Source organism: Alteromonas sp. S005 (assembly GCF_036864475.1).
In the GTDB taxonomy this organism is placed as follows: domain Bacteria; phylum Pseudomonadota; class Gammaproteobacteria; order Enterobacterales; family Alteromonadaceae; genus Alteromonas.
Map to the genome: position 1 here is coordinate 585,479 of NZ_JAZETN010000002.1, position 16,323 is coordinate 601,801.

General features: G+C 43.9%; 13 protein-coding genes. 3 read left to right on the top strand and 10 right to left on the bottom strand.

All coding sequences use genetic code 11. From position 1 onward, the window contains the following. Window positions 1–8: 8 nt before the first annotated feature. From V7R55_RS05155 to V7R55_RS05185, 7 genes are all read right to left on the bottom strand, one after another. Window positions 9–497, bottom strand: a complete 489-nt coding sequence (locus V7R55_RS05155; protein WP_334057892.1) for a GNAT family N-acetyltransferase — start codon at window positions 495–497, stop codon at window positions 9–11. A gap of 112 nt (window positions 498–609) precedes the next feature. Beyond that, on the bottom strand, window positions 610–3,789 hold the full coding sequence (locus V7R55_RS05160; protein ID WP_334057894.1) for an efflux RND transporter permease subunit: 3,180 nt from the start codon (window positions 3,787–3,789) through the stop codon (window positions 610–612). Window positions 3,790–3,798: 9 nt separating this feature from the next. Then, entirely contained in the window at window positions 3,799–4,947 is a 1,149-nt protein-coding gene (locus V7R55_RS05165; RefSeq protein ID WP_334057896.1) for an efflux RND transporter periplasmic adaptor subunit, read from the bottom strand. 122 nt (window positions 4,948–5,069) lie between these two features. Then, window positions 5,070–6,200, bottom strand: coding sequence for a GGDEF domain-containing protein (locus tag V7R55_RS05170; RefSeq protein ID WP_334057898.1), 1,131 nt, complete (start codon window positions 6,198–6,200; stop codon window positions 5,070–5,072). A gap of 2 nt (window positions 6,201–6,202) precedes the next feature. After that, window positions 6,203–6,814 carry a PqiC family protein gene (locus V7R55_RS05175; RefSeq protein WP_334057900.1) on the bottom strand — a complete coding sequence of 204 codons (612 nt, stop codon included), beginning with the start codon at window positions 6,812–6,814 and terminating at the stop codon, window positions 6,203–6,205. A 199-nt stretch (window positions 6,815–7,013) separates the two neighbouring features. Next, window positions 7,014–8,666, bottom strand: a complete 1,653-nt coding sequence (gene pqiB / locus V7R55_RS05180; protein WP_334057902.1) for an intermembrane transport protein PqiB — start codon at window positions 8,664–8,666, stop codon at window positions 7,014–7,016. Beyond that, window positions 8,663–9,805 (bottom strand): paraquat-inducible protein A, encoded by a 1,143-nt coding sequence (locus V7R55_RS05185; protein ID WP_334057904.1) that lies wholly within the window; start codon window positions 9,803–9,805, stop codon window positions 8,663–8,665. Before V7R55_RS05185 ends, pqiB begins: the two co-directional genes overlap by 4 nt. Before the next feature lie 172 nt (window positions 9,806–9,977). Here V7R55_RS05185 and V7R55_RS05190 point away from each other — a divergent pair, with 172 nt between their 5' ends. Beyond that, on the top strand, window positions 9,978–10,994 hold the full coding sequence (locus V7R55_RS05190; RefSeq protein ID WP_334057906.1) for a hypothetical protein: 1,017 nt from the start codon (window positions 9,978–9,980) through the stop codon (window positions 10,992–10,994). Between the two features lie 110 nt (window positions 10,995–11,104). Here the strand turns inward: V7R55_RS05190 and V7R55_RS05195 are convergent, their stop codons facing one another. Next, window positions 11,105–11,782: a fibrobacter succinogenes major paralogous domain-containing protein gene (locus tag V7R55_RS05195; protein ID WP_334057907.1), complete on the bottom strand. Its 678-nt coding sequence runs from the start codon at window positions 11,780–11,782 to the stop codon at window positions 11,105–11,107. A gap of 56 nt (window positions 11,783–11,838) precedes the next feature. Next, window positions 11,839–12,789 (bottom strand): SDR family oxidoreductase, encoded by a 951-nt coding sequence (locus tag V7R55_RS05200; protein ID WP_334057909.1) that lies wholly within the window; start codon window positions 12,787–12,789, stop codon window positions 11,839–11,841. 218 nt (window positions 12,790–13,007) lie between these two features. Between V7R55_RS05200 and V7R55_RS05205 the strand changes: the two genes are divergently transcribed. Continuing rightward, window positions 13,008–13,907 carry an AraC family transcriptional regulator gene (locus V7R55_RS05205; protein ID WP_334057911.1) on the top strand — a complete coding sequence of 300 codons (900 nt, stop codon included), beginning with the start codon at window positions 13,008–13,010 and terminating at the stop codon, window positions 13,905–13,907. Window positions 13,908–14,016: 109 nt separating this feature from the next. On the opposite strand, the gene asnS is transcribed toward V7R55_RS05205, so the two are convergent. After that, a complete protein-coding gene (gene asnS, locus V7R55_RS05210) occupies window positions 14,017–15,414 on the bottom strand; it encodes an asparagine--tRNA ligase (protein ID WP_334057913.1) in 1,398 nt (465 codons plus the stop codon). A gap of 456 nt (window positions 15,415–15,870) precedes the next feature. On the opposite strand from asnS, the gene V7R55_RS05215 reads away from it, so the two are divergent. Next, window positions 15,871–16,248 (top strand): hypothetical protein, encoded by a 378-nt coding sequence (locus V7R55_RS05215; RefSeq protein WP_438823576.1) that lies wholly within the window; start codon window positions 15,871–15,873, stop codon window positions 16,246–16,248. Window positions 16,249–16,323: the final 75 nt, after the last annotated feature.

Genomic DNA, 16,323 nt, shown 5'->3' on the forward strand with positions numbered 1-16,323 from the left:
AGTCAGCGTTAAGCCTGTTTTGCGAAGTCGATAAGTGTCTGTCCATCCATGCGATAGCCTAGCCATTCACTCTTGGGTTTAGCGCCAAGGGATTCATAGAAATCAATAGCAGGCTTATTCCAATCTAAAACACTCCACTCAAACCGGCCGCAGTCGTTTTCTACCGCTGTTTTCGCTAAATGTTGCAGCAGCGCTTTCCCCGCACCTAGGCCACGGGATTTAGGTGAAACATAAAGATCTTCAAGATAAAGCCCGTTGCGACCCTGCCACGTTGAGTAGTTGAAGAAGTACACAGCAAAGCCAATAGGAGCGCTGTTATTCTCGCAAATAACACAGTGTGCGGTGGAACCTTCTCCAAATAGTGTTTTTAAAAGCGCTTCCTCTGAGGCCTCTACTTCATGCTCAGCTTTTTCATAAATGGCAAGTTCTAAAATAAACTGGCGAATTTGTGAAATATCGCTAGGTGTTGCTGGTCTTATTGAAATTGCGTTGTTCATCGTGTTTTCCTTTCAATAGGCTCGAAAAAAATGAGCCTCGAAGGCTCATTTTTAAAAGTTAAGTGCGCTTATAACGCGTACTTGTGAATGGCTACATAGAAAGTGCTCGTCACTATTCAGCCGAACCCGAAGGGTCAGTCGTATATGCTTCATTCACACCGCTACTTACCACGCCGATGCTTGACTTTTTGCGTGTGATCAACCCTTTTATGTAAGAGAAAGGGCCACGCAAATCTATCAGTATCAGGTACAAACAAGGTACTAAAATTAAAGTCACCAAAGTGGCATAAAGTACAGCAAAGCCAAGTGCTGCCGCCATGGGCACAACAAATGCTGCCTGCAGGCTAGTCTCAAACATAATGGGCAGTACACCCACAAATGTAGTAATTGAGGTTAGCGTAATCGCTCTAAAGCGCGCGGTACCAGCCTCAGTAACTGCTTCTTTAACACTGTAGCCTTGTGCACGACGCTGGTTTACGAAGTCAGTCATAACCAGCGAGTCGTTAATTACCACCCCGGCAGCCGCGATAAGGCCAAAGTTAGACATCATAGATAAGTCTAAGCCTAGTACAAAGTGTCCAAAAACCGCGCCGGTGAAGCTAAACGGAATAACCGACATAATGATAAGCGGTTGCCCATAGCTTTTTAACGGTACGGCTAAAAGGATATACACCATGATCATGGCCGCAATGAAGAAGAGTATTTGCTCATTTTGTTGTGCCTGCTGCTCTTCAATATCACCGCCAAGCTCTGTCATCACAGAAGGAAACGACTCTTTAAGCTGAGGGAGTAGTTTATCTTGAATTTCTGTGACGACCTCATTAGGTTCAACTTTTTCTTCATCAATGTTGCCCCAAACATAAACGCTGCGGTAACCACCTTCTCGGCGAATGTAGCTAATACCTGGCTTTTCTTCTAACGCCACCACGTCACCAAGCATCACTTCTTGGCCGTTAGGCGTTTTGATTAAAGAGTATTTCAAGTCAGCAAAACGTTCGCGGGTAAGTTCAGGGTAGCGAACCATGACCCTAACTTCTTCGCCGTTGCGGATAACACGCTGTGCTTCGCCGCCGTAAAAGCCCGCGCCAACCTGAGAGGCGATATTAGAAAGGGTAAGCCCTAGATCATAGGCAACCGGAAGTAACGTCATTTGCACTTCTTTGCTCGGCGGGTCAATAGTTGAGCTTACGTCAAACAGGCCTTCTTGCTGCTGCAGCATTTCAATGAACTTAAGGCCAGCTGCGTTTAAGGTGTCAATGTCTGGGCCAAAAAGTAGATAACCGAATTCACCGTCGTCACCGTCACCGTTTACATCATCAACCACGGTAAAAGACTTCATACCGGTAATTTCTGGAATGGCTTCGCGCCAGCGTCGTGCAAGCTCAAAGGTGTCGATAGGGCGATCTTCTTCATTAACCAGTGGTGTGAGTATGCGCCCTTCAGTTCTATCTTCGTTAAAAGCCAGACGATCGCGTATCATGCCCTGGCCGAATTCATCTATGATCTGCTCTTCAACGTCCAGAATCGTTTGTTCCACCACTTTAAGCGCATTAATAGTAGCCATATCAGAGACGTTTTCGTTCATCTCTATTTTTACACTAGGGAAGTCGTGTGGCACTTTAGGATTTGGCACCATGCGTACATAGTTTGCGCCAATCAGGCCCATGCTAAGCATTAGCATAGCCACGAACATCATAAGTACAGCCCAGCGCCATTCAATCGCTTTCGTAACAGTTCGCTTATATGGACCATTAACAAAAGCGAAGAAGCCCTTGTTAAAGCGTGCACGCCAGCTGTCTTGGCGCACCGGAGAGAACTTAGTGTGGGCTAAATGCGCGGGTAAGATTAGTTTTGACTCAATTAAACTAAATACCAAACACAAAATAACTACCACGGCGATGTTATAGAAAAATGCGCCTTCAGGGCCGCTACTTAGTGTAAATGGAGCAAATACCGCGATAGTAGTTAATACACCGAAGGTAGCAGGGGTTGCCACGCGTTTAGCGCCGCGAACCACGTTATCGACGCCGCCGCCCTTGCTTTCAATTTCGGTGTAGGCACTTTCTCCAATAACAATGGCGTCATCAACCACAATACCCAGCACCATGATAAACGCAAAGAGCGAAAGAATATTGATGCTCACGCCGAAAACCGGCATAAGCATCATTGCACCTAAGAAACACACCGGTAAGCCGACCATAACCCATAGCGCCAAACGAAAGCGCAAGAAAAGGGTAAGCATAAACGCGACGAGTACAGATCCTTGAACAAGATTCGATAACATCATGTCTAGGCGTGCATTAAGGTAGTAGGTCATATCCACCAAAACTTCTAGACTGACGCCCTGAGGAAGGGTCTCATTTCTCTGGTCGATATAGGCTTTTACAGTTTCCGCTACTGGAATGGTGTTTTGGGTTTTAGTGGCTTTGACAGCAATGTAGATGGCGTTCATGCCGTTGTACTTAAAGTAACGTTCGCCCTCAACAAATCCATCATTGATATAGGCAACATCGCCTAAAGTTACTTTCGCACCTCCAGCGCCAATTTTAATTGGGATTTGTTTGAACTCGTCGCCGCTGTAGTATTGATTTTCAACGCGAACCGACACTATCCCTGAATTAGTTCTTAGCTGGCCCGCCGAAATATTTGCTGAATAACTATTAATGGCTTGGGTAACATCGGAAATGGTTAAGCCGTACTTTCTTAGCGTATCGGGCTTAATTTCAATAGCAATTTCATCATCGGGTGTATTGGCTTCCACCAGTGAAATAGAGCCAAGCTGAAGGAGTTCATCTTCTATTTCTTTAGCCAGCACTTTTAGCTCTGATAAAGGCAAGTCGCCAACAATAGGCATTTCGATAACTTGTTGCTGAAACTCTACTTGCGAAACGTTGACAGGCTCCATACCCGCAGGAAAAGTAGCAATGCTGTCTACGCGAAGCTTGACCTTATCTAGAACGTCGGTCAGTTCAGCTTTAGTATCAATTTCTAAGGTGACTGCACCGCCACCGCGAAATGCTCTGGATACGGTGCGCTTAATTTCAGTGATGTCTTTTACCGCTTCTTCAACTTTGATGAAGATACTTTCTTCAATCTCTTGTGGAGACGCGCCGGGGTAGTTGGCTTCAACGGTAATGTAATTAATTTCGATGTTAGGAAACATCTGACGCTGAATAGTAACGTAGCTGGCAATACCCATGACAATAATAAAAAACATCAGAAGGTTGGCCGCTACAGAGTTTCTTGCAAACCAAGAAATAATGCCGGTTTGAGTATTGTTAAGATTTTCCATGACAGCTCCTTAGTTAGCTTGTGCTGTCACGATTTCAGCCGAGGTCTCGATAACCTTTACCGGCATGCCGTTTTGCGGGTATTCAGGAAGACTCATTACCACTTTTTTTGCATTAAAATCGCCTTGAATAAGAAAGTCGCCATTTTCTTCCCGGACAACCTTAACCTTTTGAGATTTCAAACGGTCTTCACCATCGAGGGTCCACAGTAAACGGTTGGTAACTAGTTCTTGTGGTACACGATATACGTCACTTAACGTTTTACCTTCAAAAGCGATCGTGCTGTAAGAACCAAATTTAACGATAGGTTTTGACGAATTAATTGCGTAAGGGTCTTCAATACGCGCTACGAAATAGCTCATACGTGTGGTGTTATCAACTACACCTGTATCTCTGTGAATGGTGCCTTTAACCGTAGCGCCCTGAACATCGTCAACTTCTATCGCAATTTCACTTCCTATAGTGTTTTCTGAAAGAAAAACGCGGTCAAAACCGGCAATAGGGAAAGTGACCTCGGCGTACTCTATGTTATTAAGAACCGCAACTGGGGAGCCTTGTGTAACATAGTCACCGGTGCTGATGTCTCTTGATACGATAAGTGCATCGTAAGGCGCTTTCACCTTACAGTTATCTAAATCACGTTTTGCAATTTTAAGCTGCGCTTCGGCTGATTTAACACCAGCTTTTGCACTCATAACTTGGGGCTTGCGAAGGTACAGGTCGGTTACCCGTGCGTTCGGCATTGTTTTCGCTTCTTTGGCGGCCACTTCAGCCTGCGCCTCTTCTTGAATGAGTTGCGCTTGGGCACTGGCGAGGTTGGCTTCTGCCAACAAAAGGGCCGCTTCATAGGCATCGGCTTCTATTTCAAACAGGGTTTCGCCACGCCTGACTAAACCACCGCTTACAAACTTGGGGTTCCACCTCTCGACTTCACCCGATACTTGCGCAGCAAGATTCGTTGTCTCAAGGGGCATTATTTCGCCATAAGAGGTCAGTTGAACACGCACGTCTTCTGGCGATAAGGCTTCAATAGTGACAGTTGGGCGAGTATCAACCTCTTCGGTAATAGCACTGTCGGAAGCAGAAGCTTCGATTCCTTTCATACCTAGATAGCCCACCAGTAAGACACCAATAGGTAACGCAACTTTCATCCATTTCATAGCTAGATCTACTTTTATAGCGAATACTTTACATAGTGTAGCGCTAAAGTGTTTCAGGAATACAGCGCAAATGTAACGAAACATGAGTCAATTTTGTGTAAAGGACACAAAATTACTAGCAACTATACTTTAGAAAGGGCTGAGTTAGAGAAAGGAGACGGGCTTATCGATGAGGAGGCACAAATACGATTGCGCCCGTTATCTTTTGCGAAATAAAGCGCCATATCTGCACGGCGTATCGCACTTGAAACATCGGTACCAGCACTGACCTCGCATATACCAAAACTACTAGTGACGTGGACCTTTTTGCCGTCTATATTTAGCGGAGCCTTACTGAGTAGTTCTCTTATACTTTCTAATGCCTTCGCCGCATCGGATTCGCGAGTATCGGCAAAGATAAACATAAACTCTTCACCGCCCCATCGCGCGAGTATATCTTGCCCACGAAGCCGAGAGCTAAATATCTTAGCGATTTGTCGAAGCACCTCGTCACCTTGTTCATGACCGAGGGTATCGTTTATGCTTTTAAATCTATCTACATCGGCAATGGCAACAGAGAACGCTCGTTTACTGCGTAGCATTCTTGCGTATTCTCTGTCTAAACACTGCTGGGCACCACGTCGATTCAACAAATTCGTTAAGTGGTCGTGTTTTGCTTGTCTCTCAAATTGTTCACTGAGATAAAGTGCGGTGTCGTAACTTTTCTGTCTGCTAAATTCGTAAAAAGCAGATAAAAAAGAAACAGTTAGAAAAGAGTAGAGTAGGCGAGTTTTAAACGCATAAGTGTAGTTGGCACTAAAGGCTGCATCATTAAACCCAAATAGAAAGATTGCGCAGGTAATCGTAAAGGCGATGAGCGCTAATAGGCCGCGAACAAACCCAGCAAAAAACATGGTCACAGGCGGAACGAGGTAAATCCAAAGTGGGCCAGTGTTGTCCTTGCCCCCAGTGATGATCAAAAGTAACGTGAGCACCATCAAACAGCTTATTAGTAGCGTAATAGACCATGTGCGAGCGGTAGCAGAAGAAAAGCGTATCTGTAACTGTTGCGAGGCGGCAAATGCAACACTCGCAATATAAAGCGTTGTAGATAGCGAATACTCCGCGTCGATGAAGGCACGAGTTCCAAGCAAAAACGTAATAGACATACCAACGGCGGCAAACAAGTTGACCACAATAATACGCCTGTTAGTTTCGTCTTTATGGTAGCTCTTTACACCACTGAAAACGTATTGCTTGAATCTACTGATCATAATTAATTCGGCTGGTGAACCGCATTGCTGATATCTTTAGCTAACGTTTCAATAGTCGCTCTCATTGCAATTATGCTAGAAGCAAAACCATCGTTGTTGAGCGGAGCTTTGTACATAAATGGGTGGAAACTGGCTTCTTCAGATGTTCGCGTTACAGCATATTCTCCCGAAAATATCACTTCGCCTTCGTAAGTACTCACTAAGTCGTTTATATATAGAGATATGTGCAACGACTCTTCACTTACATAGTGGTCGGGGCGAACCAGTGCTACATTTTGTGATGCTAATGCGCCTTTGAGCGCCTTGGTAAGCCCTTCATCTACAGGCTCTGCCCACAAATGGCTGGTAGAAATATGAAGATTTGTGTCGCTCGTTTGATACACTAAGCCTCTGTGCTTTAGATACTCTGGCAAGGTTACTTTATCTAAAACTACCGTCTGCTTTACCTCGCGGTGCAACACTGATGCATTCTCAGTCGAGTGGAGAAGGTAATAAGTCAGTGCGTTCGGCGTGCTTCCGCATGCAGATAAAAAAGAAAATAATACAGCTAAAATAATGATCTTTAGCGATTTTTTATCCTTGTTGAAAGAAAAAGTCTCAACCTGCATTATCATATAATTTAATCCTTTCTTCCCTGTCTACGGGTACGCGCTGCAATTTTTCCAAAAATAATGTTTAGGGTATATGCCCAATTAGTAGAATTACGGTATTTTTTGTCTATTTACAGGTTTATTCACTTTTAGTATTCATTTTTTGCGCCAAATTGAATGTTTTGCGTACAGCTTTTGTGAGGCAATATTTTAAATGGTCACATCAATTTTTGGCCTTGGGCTGAATATCTGCCTCGTCATCTTTGGAAAATATCAAGCTGTTCGGAGACTGATTTAATTGCAAAAGCAACGGCTGAATATTGCGCATGGTTTCTTGCAAGGCATCAACGGTTTCTTTAATTTCAGATTGATCAAAGCCACCCTCACTGTAATTCTTTAGCAGGCTATCAAGGCTAACAAGAACCTGATTAAGATTACTGTTCAGGGCTTTGGCATCAATATCTGCAATAAGTAAATCGAAGTCGTCACTCGCTGTTTCTACAGATTCAGCCGCTAGCCGCATGTCTTCAACAGCCAGCTGTACATTTTCTACCATTTCTTTTAGCGGTAGCTGATTAATTTTATCTAAGATAGCGTCAGCTTTTTGCGTTAGCTGGGTAAACTCATTACTTACGGTAGGAATAACCTCATAACCATTAATGACGGCAATTTCATTGCCGGCGTCGGCGTCAGGAATATGCTGTAAGTCTACGTAAAGGCCACCGGTCAAAACATTACCCATTCGAAGTGAAGCCCTGAGATCTCGGTGCAGCCAATTTCTAATGGTCTGCTTTATGGCACTTAGTCCTTCTTCTGTATCAGGTTGTCGCGCTTTCCCTGGGTAGATATTGATGAGCACTGGAATGGGGTAGTCCCTTTCCAGAATGTTTCCTTCAACAGCAGGGAAGGAATTAATTGCGGTAACATTTCCAATTTCAATTCCACGGTATTCGACAGGTGCACCGACAGTTAGCCCTCTAACACTTTCATCGATGAGCAACAAATATTCCGCTGCCACTTTATAACGTGCATCTGAAGCAGAGGTACTGTCGCCATAAATAGTGAAAAAGGCATTGTCTAATACTTGTTCACCTTTAGCGACACCTTCAGGAATGCCAAAGGTAATGCCGTTGGCTAATAAGGTTTCTAAACTTCCAGTTTCTACACTGACCCCATTTGATTCTAGTAGAAGTTTTACGCCACTGACATCCCAAAAGCGGGTCGTGTTAGTAATTAACTTGTGATAGGGCGCTTCAATAAAGGCATCGTAATAAACGACACGCTCTTCAATGTTGAATGTGGCGTCTTCAAACTCACCAACTTTAAAGCCCTTATAAATAATGGGATCGCCAGGTTTGTAAGCAAATTCGTCGTCGCTTTTTAGCATAACGTGAAGACCAGGAGTGCCAGGTGGCGTGACGGGTGGACGCTCAAGTGCAGTGAAATGCAGCTGTTCTTTGCCTTTATCGTCAGCCGACATCGCAATATAGCTACCAGATAAAAGGGTATTGAGCCCAGATACTTCCGAAAAACTAATGCGAGGAGCTACCACCCAAAATTTTGCATTTTCATTGAGCAGGTGGGTCGCACTGGCGTCAATTCTGGCCGTGACTAGCACACCGTTCAAATCGGGGTTCAGTGTTATTTTTTTCACTTGCCCAATATCTAGATCGCGCACTTTTATCGGGGTTTTATTAACTTCAATGCCCGTAGCTGATTGCAGTTCAATGGTTATTAGTGGACCTTGGTTTTTCCACTGGTAATAAACCATCCAGCCGCCGATAACGATAACAAGAATTGGAATAATCCAAATGCGAGAAACCGATGAGGTGGGCTTAACTTTTGCCTCGTTAATGTTCGGATCGTTTGTGGTCATGGTAATTGCTTCCACTGCTGCCAAATTAGCCTAGAATCAAATGTCATCGCGGCTATCATTGTTACAAATACTACGGCGCAAAAGGCGAGTGCCGCTTGGCCCGGATAAATAGACATAGTGTTTCCCATTTGTATGAGGGATACCAGTACTGCTACTACGAAAACGTCTATCATCGACCAGCGACCTATCGCTTCGGTAATGCGGTAGTAGCGTATACGTAATTGTTTTGATGTGGTTTTCTCTCGCTGTACAGAAAAATTAAGCCAGGCAAGAATTATAATTTTTGCAACAGGTACCACCACACTGGCAACTAAAATGATTATTGCAACTGGGTACGAGCCAGATTCCCAAAGTGAAATAACGCCGCCGATAATGGTATTTGGCGTTTCTTGGCCAAAAAATTCAGTATACATAATTGGCAGTACATTAGCAGGAATATATAAAATACAAGCGGTTAACAACAGCGCCCACGTGCGTTGTATGCTAACTTGTGCTTGTTTTTCGCATAGCGGTTTGGGTTGAGGGGGCTCTCCTTGTGACATCCACAGGGCGTAACTTGTTGTATCGAACTGATATATACAAAGGGCGGTAAATGCTGAAAAACCAACGAATGCATAAAACGACAGCCCTATAGATACATCGGCTAACTCAGTGATTTTAATAAGGCTTACTAAGGTCCCTACCAGGAATATCTCAGCCATGCTCCATGGCAACAGCGATTTCACTAGTTTGTAGAGCCTTGCCAAGTAAAAAGGACGACGGTTTTGAATTTGAGCTAATGACAGGAGTACCAGGCCAGCGAGAACCATTCCAGGTAGTAAAAGTGTGGCTAAACTGGTTATTATCGCAAGAGACAAATAATCGTTTTCGATGAGTACGGTAATACCGGTAGGCAAATCGATACTATGCTTTTGCCCGCTCGCTTTAAATGTCAAAAAGTTAAAGGGTAGCGAAAGCAATAAAAAAATAAGTGCACTGAAAGCATAAGCGAGTAGCTTTTCGCTGGCTCCGACGCGATAAGAAACTAATGTGTGACTGCAGACAGGACATACAGCCCTTTGTCTGTGACCTAACGCGGGTATGTGGACCTTAGTATGGCATTGCTCACAAACTATAGATAACGTATTAGATTTAGCCATAAAGTTTTAGTGCGCCACTTTTATACAAGGGTCATACATTGGGTGTATGCTCGTGAGTAATCTAATGGAATAACTCGTTGTTTTTTGATTTCAACAGAATAGCTTATTGCGGCCATATCGGGAAGTAAAGTCATTCTTGTTCAAAAACATAACAACAATAACTGACGAGTGAATGATGGAAACAACAAACGAAATTCGCAGCACCTACAGAAAAGTTAAAAAGCAAGGAAATCGGTTGTTGCTAAAAAGGCGTATCGGCTTTCTGCGCTTTTGGGGGAGCATCACCTTTGCACAGCGGTGCTATTTTCTGGCAACTGCAATGCTTCTATTACAGCTATTTTTTGATGTTAATAGTGGCTTGTTTGAAGTGGTCATGTTTGGCTTTGCCCTCACGGGGATTGTAAATGAAACTTGGCCAAGGTTTATGACGCTTTGGAATAGTTTACCGGGTAAAGCCGCAATATTATTTATCTATGCCGTTATCGCTAACTTTGCTCTTGCTTCTGCTAGCGGTTTAGTAAATAGCATAACGGGTGTTTCAGCGGGAGCGTTGCCCTACAGCCACAATTTCGCATTGATCTTGATGGTGCCTGGTTGGTTTTTTGTAACCACACTAATGGCACTCGTTGGCGGAATGCTGGTTATCTTCATTTATTTGTTCTTTCTATTGCTGCTAAAACCTTTTGGCGTACAAAGGTTGTGGCATAAGCCTGGCTATCGCTATGTACTCTCTACCGCCGTGGCGCGGTTCGTTTGGACGCTAGGTGTAGCACTACAGCTTTGCGTTTTAGCAGGGCAAGTAGGGCTACTTTCTGAGTTTGGTGGTGACAACTCTAGTCAGTTAATCACAATCGAAAACGAGACCGAAAAGTCGATTGAGGACAGTGAGGTACCACTGACTGAGGAACAAGCGGGAAATACTTCTGAGCTAGAAGCGGATTTAACCGCGCTTCTCACCGATGCTAAACAAAAAAGTGTTCGCTATAAAAAAACACAGCGACAAGCGTTAGCCAGTTTTATCTATGAGTTTGAGGCGGATTCACGTTCCCGCTGTGCTCACCCTGAAGGAACGCGCGTCATCGAGCTCAATGATTACGAGATATTACAGATAGCACAAGCACCTGAAAATGAAATTGGCTATACGTATACAGTAGAGCCTTGTCGTTCAGCTGCTATTGGGCTCGATTAAAGGGCCTGCTTTTTTCGTTCATAGTTTGCAGGGCCATCGCAGGTTTAGATTAAATGTACAAATGGCGATACCTTGAAAACGCTTTAAGAGTATGTGCCATTTGTATATAGCTACTTGGCATCTCGTACACAACGAACGCTAAACATATAGTCTTTGTTAAGCTTAGCTCTTCTAATTTCGCCCTTATGTGAGTTCCACCACGAATAGGCGAGGGTGCGGGCGTACGCCTCTTTATCCGTGGCACTAGTACTTGTCCAAAACTCGGTGTACATTCCTTGCGTGATATACCAGTTGCCTATTTTTACACCTGCTGGCATAGCGCCAAAGTGAGATTGATTAACTTTAGCCTGATCAAACTTTTTAAATAGGGTATCGGGCTGTTCTGCTTTTAAAGTAATCGCAATATCATTGTTTCCGCGCCAGCCCTCATTCGAAAGCTCGCTTTGTGCTATGCCAATAGCGCGTTCCATGTCTTGCCAATCAAGGTCTGTAGCTATGCGCCATCCTGCAGGACACAGCTTTCGCTCGTCATTTACGTCTTGCCAATGATAAAGCCTTCCATATTTAAGTAGGTTCTTTTTGTCATCTTTTGGAATAAACCCTGATGCAACAGGGCTTCCATCTTGAAATTGAGTAGCTCTTAGGTTCTCTGCAAACCATTCAAGTTTACCTATTTTAACGGTTTTATAGCGATTACCTTCTAAATCTTGAAAAGTACTCACAGTGTTTTCAATTTCTTTGCTTGTGCCATTAATCGAAGCAGGCTCTGCGGGCGTAGATGTCATCATAAAAAATCCTAAGAATAAGGCAGCACTTATCATGTTGTGAAAACTCAATTTAGCAGCTAAAACCACCAGGCAAAGCCTGTTGCTTCTTCTGACACGGCCCAAAGCTTTGTTAGCACTTTTTTGTCTACGGCAAAATCCTCTAATTTACATTCTCCAACGGGGCCGCCAAAATTCATTAGACCCGTTGGACCATAATAGGCACGCTGTTTAATGTTATCTTCGGTGGCACACATCACTTCAGGGTAGGCACCTTTTTCGGCTGACTGCGCCAGCCCTATTTTCACCATAAAAGACCAAGAAATGCGTGTTAAAAAACTAGCGCTTTCTCGTATAAGAGTAGTGTTCGAAGCTCCGGGATGACACACAAATACCTTCACTTGCTTGTTATGTGCTTTTACTCTGTCTTGAAGCTCGTACGCAAACATCATTTGCGCCAGTTTACTCTGACTGTATACCTTATTGGGGTTGTAATTTTTGTCCCAGTTCATGTCGTCAAACTGCATGGTTCTTAAGCCCATTTTATGCCCTTCACTGGCAACGACTACGATGCGTCCCTTCGATTCATTGATACGATCGAATAACAAACCGCACAGTAAAAAGTGCCCGTAGTGGTTAACGCCTAATTGACTTTCAAAGCCATCTTCAGTGAATTGTTGCGTTGAAATCTGCGCAATAGCAGCATTACAAATCAGCGCATCAATAACTGGAACCTGAGCTAAAATTTCTTTAGCCGATTGTCTCACAGCATAAAGGCTGCTTAGATCAAGGCGTATATAGCAGACATTGGCATCGTCGCCAAACTCTTGTTTTAGCGAAGTGATAGCGTCATGGGATTTGCTCGGGCTTCGGTTCAGCATGACTACTTTCGCACCTTTTGAAAGCAAAATTCGTGTTGCTTCATACCCCGCGCCCGTATTAGCGCCTGTTATTAAAAATGTCTTATCTTTTGCGTTTTCAATTCGAGTGGGTGTCCACCCGCCTTTTCCAAATTGATTGCTCTTTGCCATCTGCTTAGCACCTTCTGTCACTAAAATTTGTATATTTGTAATATAATGACTATTGCTTAGCTTAAGTAGGCGATAAGCTCTTTAAAATTTGCCTATTCGTATCACTTTGTTGTTTTAAGTAAATTTTGTTGCTAGATTCGCAAAACGTAAAGCAGAGCAAAGCACGTGACGTAGGTAAATAATGAGGTAGTGGTTTAAAACGCTATGAACAAAACACTATGAGCAAAGCATTAATAAAGCAATTAATTGAAGATAAAGTGGAAAGCAGCGGTTTATACGAAACAGGGATCGACGGTGTTCAATTATTTAAGATAACACAGCCCATCGAATGTGCCCCTGTGGTGTACGAACCGTCACTAACCGCTATTGTTTACGGTGGAAAGGAAGCTATTTTAAATGGAGAAAAGCATACGTTTAATACCAGTAAATACACGTGCTGCACTATGTCTATGCCTGTAGAAGCGGGTATTCCCGACGCTTCGGAAGATAGTCCTCTATTGGGTGTATATATTTCATTAAATAGCAGAATGATGACTGATTTAGCCATAGAGTTTGAAAGTGTAGGCGGTAATTTTCGTCAATCGTCAGCTTCGTCTGTACCCTCGGGTATTGCTTCTGCACATTGGGATGCTGATTTCACCGAAGCTTTATACCGCTTACTTCTGCTCACCGATAACGCTACCGATATAGCTATGTTATCGAGTGCACGCTTACGTGAACTGTATTACTCGGTATTGAAAGGGGAGGCTGGTAACACAGTAAGAGGTAGCTTTGGGTTAGGTAACGCCATAGGGCGCGCTATTGAATACCTGGCCTCCCATGTGGCTGAGAATGTCACTATTGACGATATGGCGAACAAGGTTGGAATGAGTAAGGCTGTATTTCATCGTAAGTTTAAGCAAGCCACCAATATGTCGCCTATCCAGTTTGTAAAGTCGATGAGATTAAATAATGCGGCAAAACGTATAGCTGACGGCACAAATGTGAGTGTTGCAGCGATGGATGTCGGCTATGTAAGCTCATCGCAATTTAGCCGCGACTTTAAGCGAATGTATGGCTTATCGCCAAAGCAATGGGAAAAAGAGAATAAAGCTAGAGCCGCGACTATGTTGCAGTAGTTTAGTCAAAATGAGTTTCTGAATTAAAGCACATAGGCGATGGAGAAATAAAAAAGCTCGCGACAGTAGACTGTAGCGAGCTTTCATTTCATTAGTACAGCAACACTGCTTAGAAGCTAGCGTTACCTGGTGTACGTGGGAATGGGATAACGTCACGTACGTTTTGCATGCCGGTTACATATGCAACAAGACGCTCGAAACCTAGACCGAAACCTGAATGAGGTACAGTGCCGTAGCGACGAAGGTCGCGATACCATGCGTAATCTTCTTTTGATAGCCCCATTTCATCAAGACGAGCGTCGAATACATCTAAACGTTCTTCACGCTGTGAACCACCGATAATTTCGCCGATACCTGGCGCTAGTACGTCCATTGCTGCAACGGTTTTGCCGTCGTCGTTAATGCGCATGTAGAAGGCTTTAATATCTTTTGGATAGTTCTGCATGATGATTGGTGCGCCAACATGTTCTTCAGCAAGGTAACGCTCGTGCTCAGACGATAAATCGATACCCCATTCAACAGGGAACTCGAATTCTTTACCGCAGTTTTGCAGAATTTCGATAGCGTCTGTGTAGTCCATGCGAACAAAGTCAGAACTAACTAGCTTTTCTAAGCGCTCAACCGCATCTTTCTTGATACGCTGAGCAAAGAACGCCATATCATCTGGTAACTCTTCAAGCACGGCCTTACATACATACTTCAGCATATCTTCAGCTAGCTGTGCTACGTCTTTTAATTCAGCAAACGCCACTTCAGGCTCAATCATCCAGAATTCGGCAAGGTGGCGAGAGGTGTTTGAGTTTTCAGCGCGGAACGTAGGTCCGAAGGTGTATACCTTAGACATAGCTGTACAGTAAGTTTCAACGTTAAGCTGACCTGATACCGTTAGGTAGGTTTCTTTACCGAAGAAATCTTCTGAGTAATCAACGTTGCCTTTATCGTCTAGCGGAAGGTTCATCATATCAAGTGTTGATACGCGGAACATTTCACCTGCACCTTCTGTATCGCTAGCCGTAAGAATTGGGGTAGAGATCCAGTAGTAGCCCTTCTCGTGGAAGAAGCGGTGGATAGCCTGAGACAAACAGTTACGTACACGGGTAACCGCGCCAATAACATTGGTGCGCGGGCGTAGGTGTGCGTATTCACGAAGATATTCAATGCTGTGGCGCTTTGCCGCCATTGGGTAGGTATCAGGGTTTTCAACCAAACCTACAATTTCTACCTCGGTAGCGTCAATCTCTAGTGATTGACCTTGACCTTGCGATTCTTTCACTGTACCGGTTACCGACAATGAACAACCAGCAGTAAGGCGCTGGATATCGGCGTAATTTGACAGAGAATTTAGCGCAATAACTTGTACAGGATCGAAGCAACTACCATCGTGTAGTGCAATAAATGATAACCCCGCTTTAGAGTCACGGCGTGTTCTTACCCAACCCTTAACGGTTACCGATTCGCCAACGGCGTACTTACCTTTAAGCACGTCAACTACGGGCGCATGCGTCATGTTAATTTCTCCGTCTTACTGATCTTATGTTGTTGCTCGAATACGCATCGAGTGTATCAACCCAGTGCAATAAACTATGTATGAAAAATTGCACTAAAATTTGCTTTATGGTCAATGTTTTGGATTGCTGTGCCGATAAGTCTTTAATGTCGGTAAAATGCACTTTGAAGTTATGGTTAACTTCTTTATGTCATTTATGTATCGCGAATTATAAAAATAAGTATAAATAACGAGATACTCCGAACGGAATTCGCTTCGGCGATGTAAAAATAACCAATGAAATACAATCCAATAGCACGCTAGTATACCCAACATAAAGCGGGATGCCAGAGAACAGAGTGACAAATGGGAAATAAAAATGATTCAGGCACGTCGGTACGTAACCAGCAGCAAACGCAGGGGGAATCGCAACGGGCGTCACAATCCTCTGCAACTGGCGATATTGATAGGCGTTCTATGACCTATGAGCAACTAGCTGAACGGCGCTCGACACCTCGGTCAAAAACACCTTTTTACAAAGTAATGCTTGGCCTCAATGTCTTCGGATGGGTGGGAATGGTGGTGGTTCTTATATTGTTTCACTACGCAAGGCCCGACTTTATAAGTGGCGTTCAGAAGTACTGGGGAATTGAAGGGGACTCATCTTGGTCTGAAAGTCACTTGTCTGCCATGACTATTATGCTGCAGGTATGCTTAATAGTGACTCTTGTTAGCATTGTGATGCGTGCAAGACGCAACCGTCGACGCACAGACTCTTTCGGCGTAAACCTTATAATCTTGTTTGCTATTGCTGCAATTAGTTTAATTACCCTTGCTACTACATTGGGCTTATAGCGCTGGTTAGCTATCGAAAGTAGCGGCGGGAAATCAAAAAAGCTTGGCACTTTACGTTAGTAGAACGGCCAAGCT

Excerpts from the sequence above, each read along its gene's own strand:
- V7R55_RS05155 (WP_334057892.1), bottom strand. The coding sequence starts at position 497 with ATGAACAACGCAATTTCAATAAGACCAGCAACACCTAGCGATATTTCA.
- V7R55_RS05160 (WP_334057894.1), bottom strand. The coding sequence starts at position 3,789 with ATGGAAAATCTTAACAATACTCAAACCGGCATTATTTCTTGGTTTGCA.
- V7R55_RS05165 (WP_334057896.1), bottom strand. The coding sequence starts at position 4,947 with ATGAAATGGATGAAAGTTGCGTTACCTATTGGTGTCTTACTGGTGGGC.
- V7R55_RS05170 (WP_334057898.1), bottom strand. The coding sequence starts at position 6,200 with ATGATCAGTAGATTCAAGCAATACGTTTTCAGTGGTGTAAAGAGCTAC.
- V7R55_RS05175 (WP_334057900.1), bottom strand. The coding sequence starts at position 6,814 with ATGATAATGCAGGTTGAGACTTTTTCTTTCAACAAGGATAAAAAATCG.
- pqiB (WP_334057902.1), bottom strand. The coding sequence starts at position 8,666 with ATGACCACAAACGATCCGAACATTAACGAGGCAAAAGTTAAGCCCACC.
- V7R55_RS05185 (WP_334057904.1), bottom strand. The coding sequence starts at position 9,805 with ATGGCTAAATCTAATACGTTATCTATAGTTTGTGAGCAATGCCATACT.
- V7R55_RS05190 (WP_334057906.1), top strand. The coding sequence starts at position 9,978 with ATGATGGAAACAACAAACGAAATTCGCAGCACCTACAGAAAAGTTAAA.
- V7R55_RS05195 (WP_334057907.1), bottom strand. The coding sequence starts at position 11,782 with ATGATGACATCTACGCCCGCAGAGCCTGCTTCGATTAATGGCACAAGC.
- V7R55_RS05200 (WP_334057909.1), bottom strand. The coding sequence starts at position 12,789 with ATGGCAAAGAGCAATCAATTTGGAAAAGGCGGGTGGACACCCACTCGA.
- V7R55_RS05205 (WP_334057911.1), top strand. The coding sequence starts at position 13,008 with ATGAGCAAAGCATTAATAAAGCAATTAATTGAAGATAAAGTGGAAAGC.
- asnS (WP_334057913.1), bottom strand. The coding sequence starts at position 15,414 with ATGACGCATGCGCCCGTAGTTGACGTGCTTAAAGGTAAGTACGCCGTT.
- V7R55_RS05215 (WP_438823576.1), top strand. The coding sequence starts at position 15,871 with ATGACCTATGAGCAACTAGCTGAACGGCGCTCGACACCTCGGTCAAAA.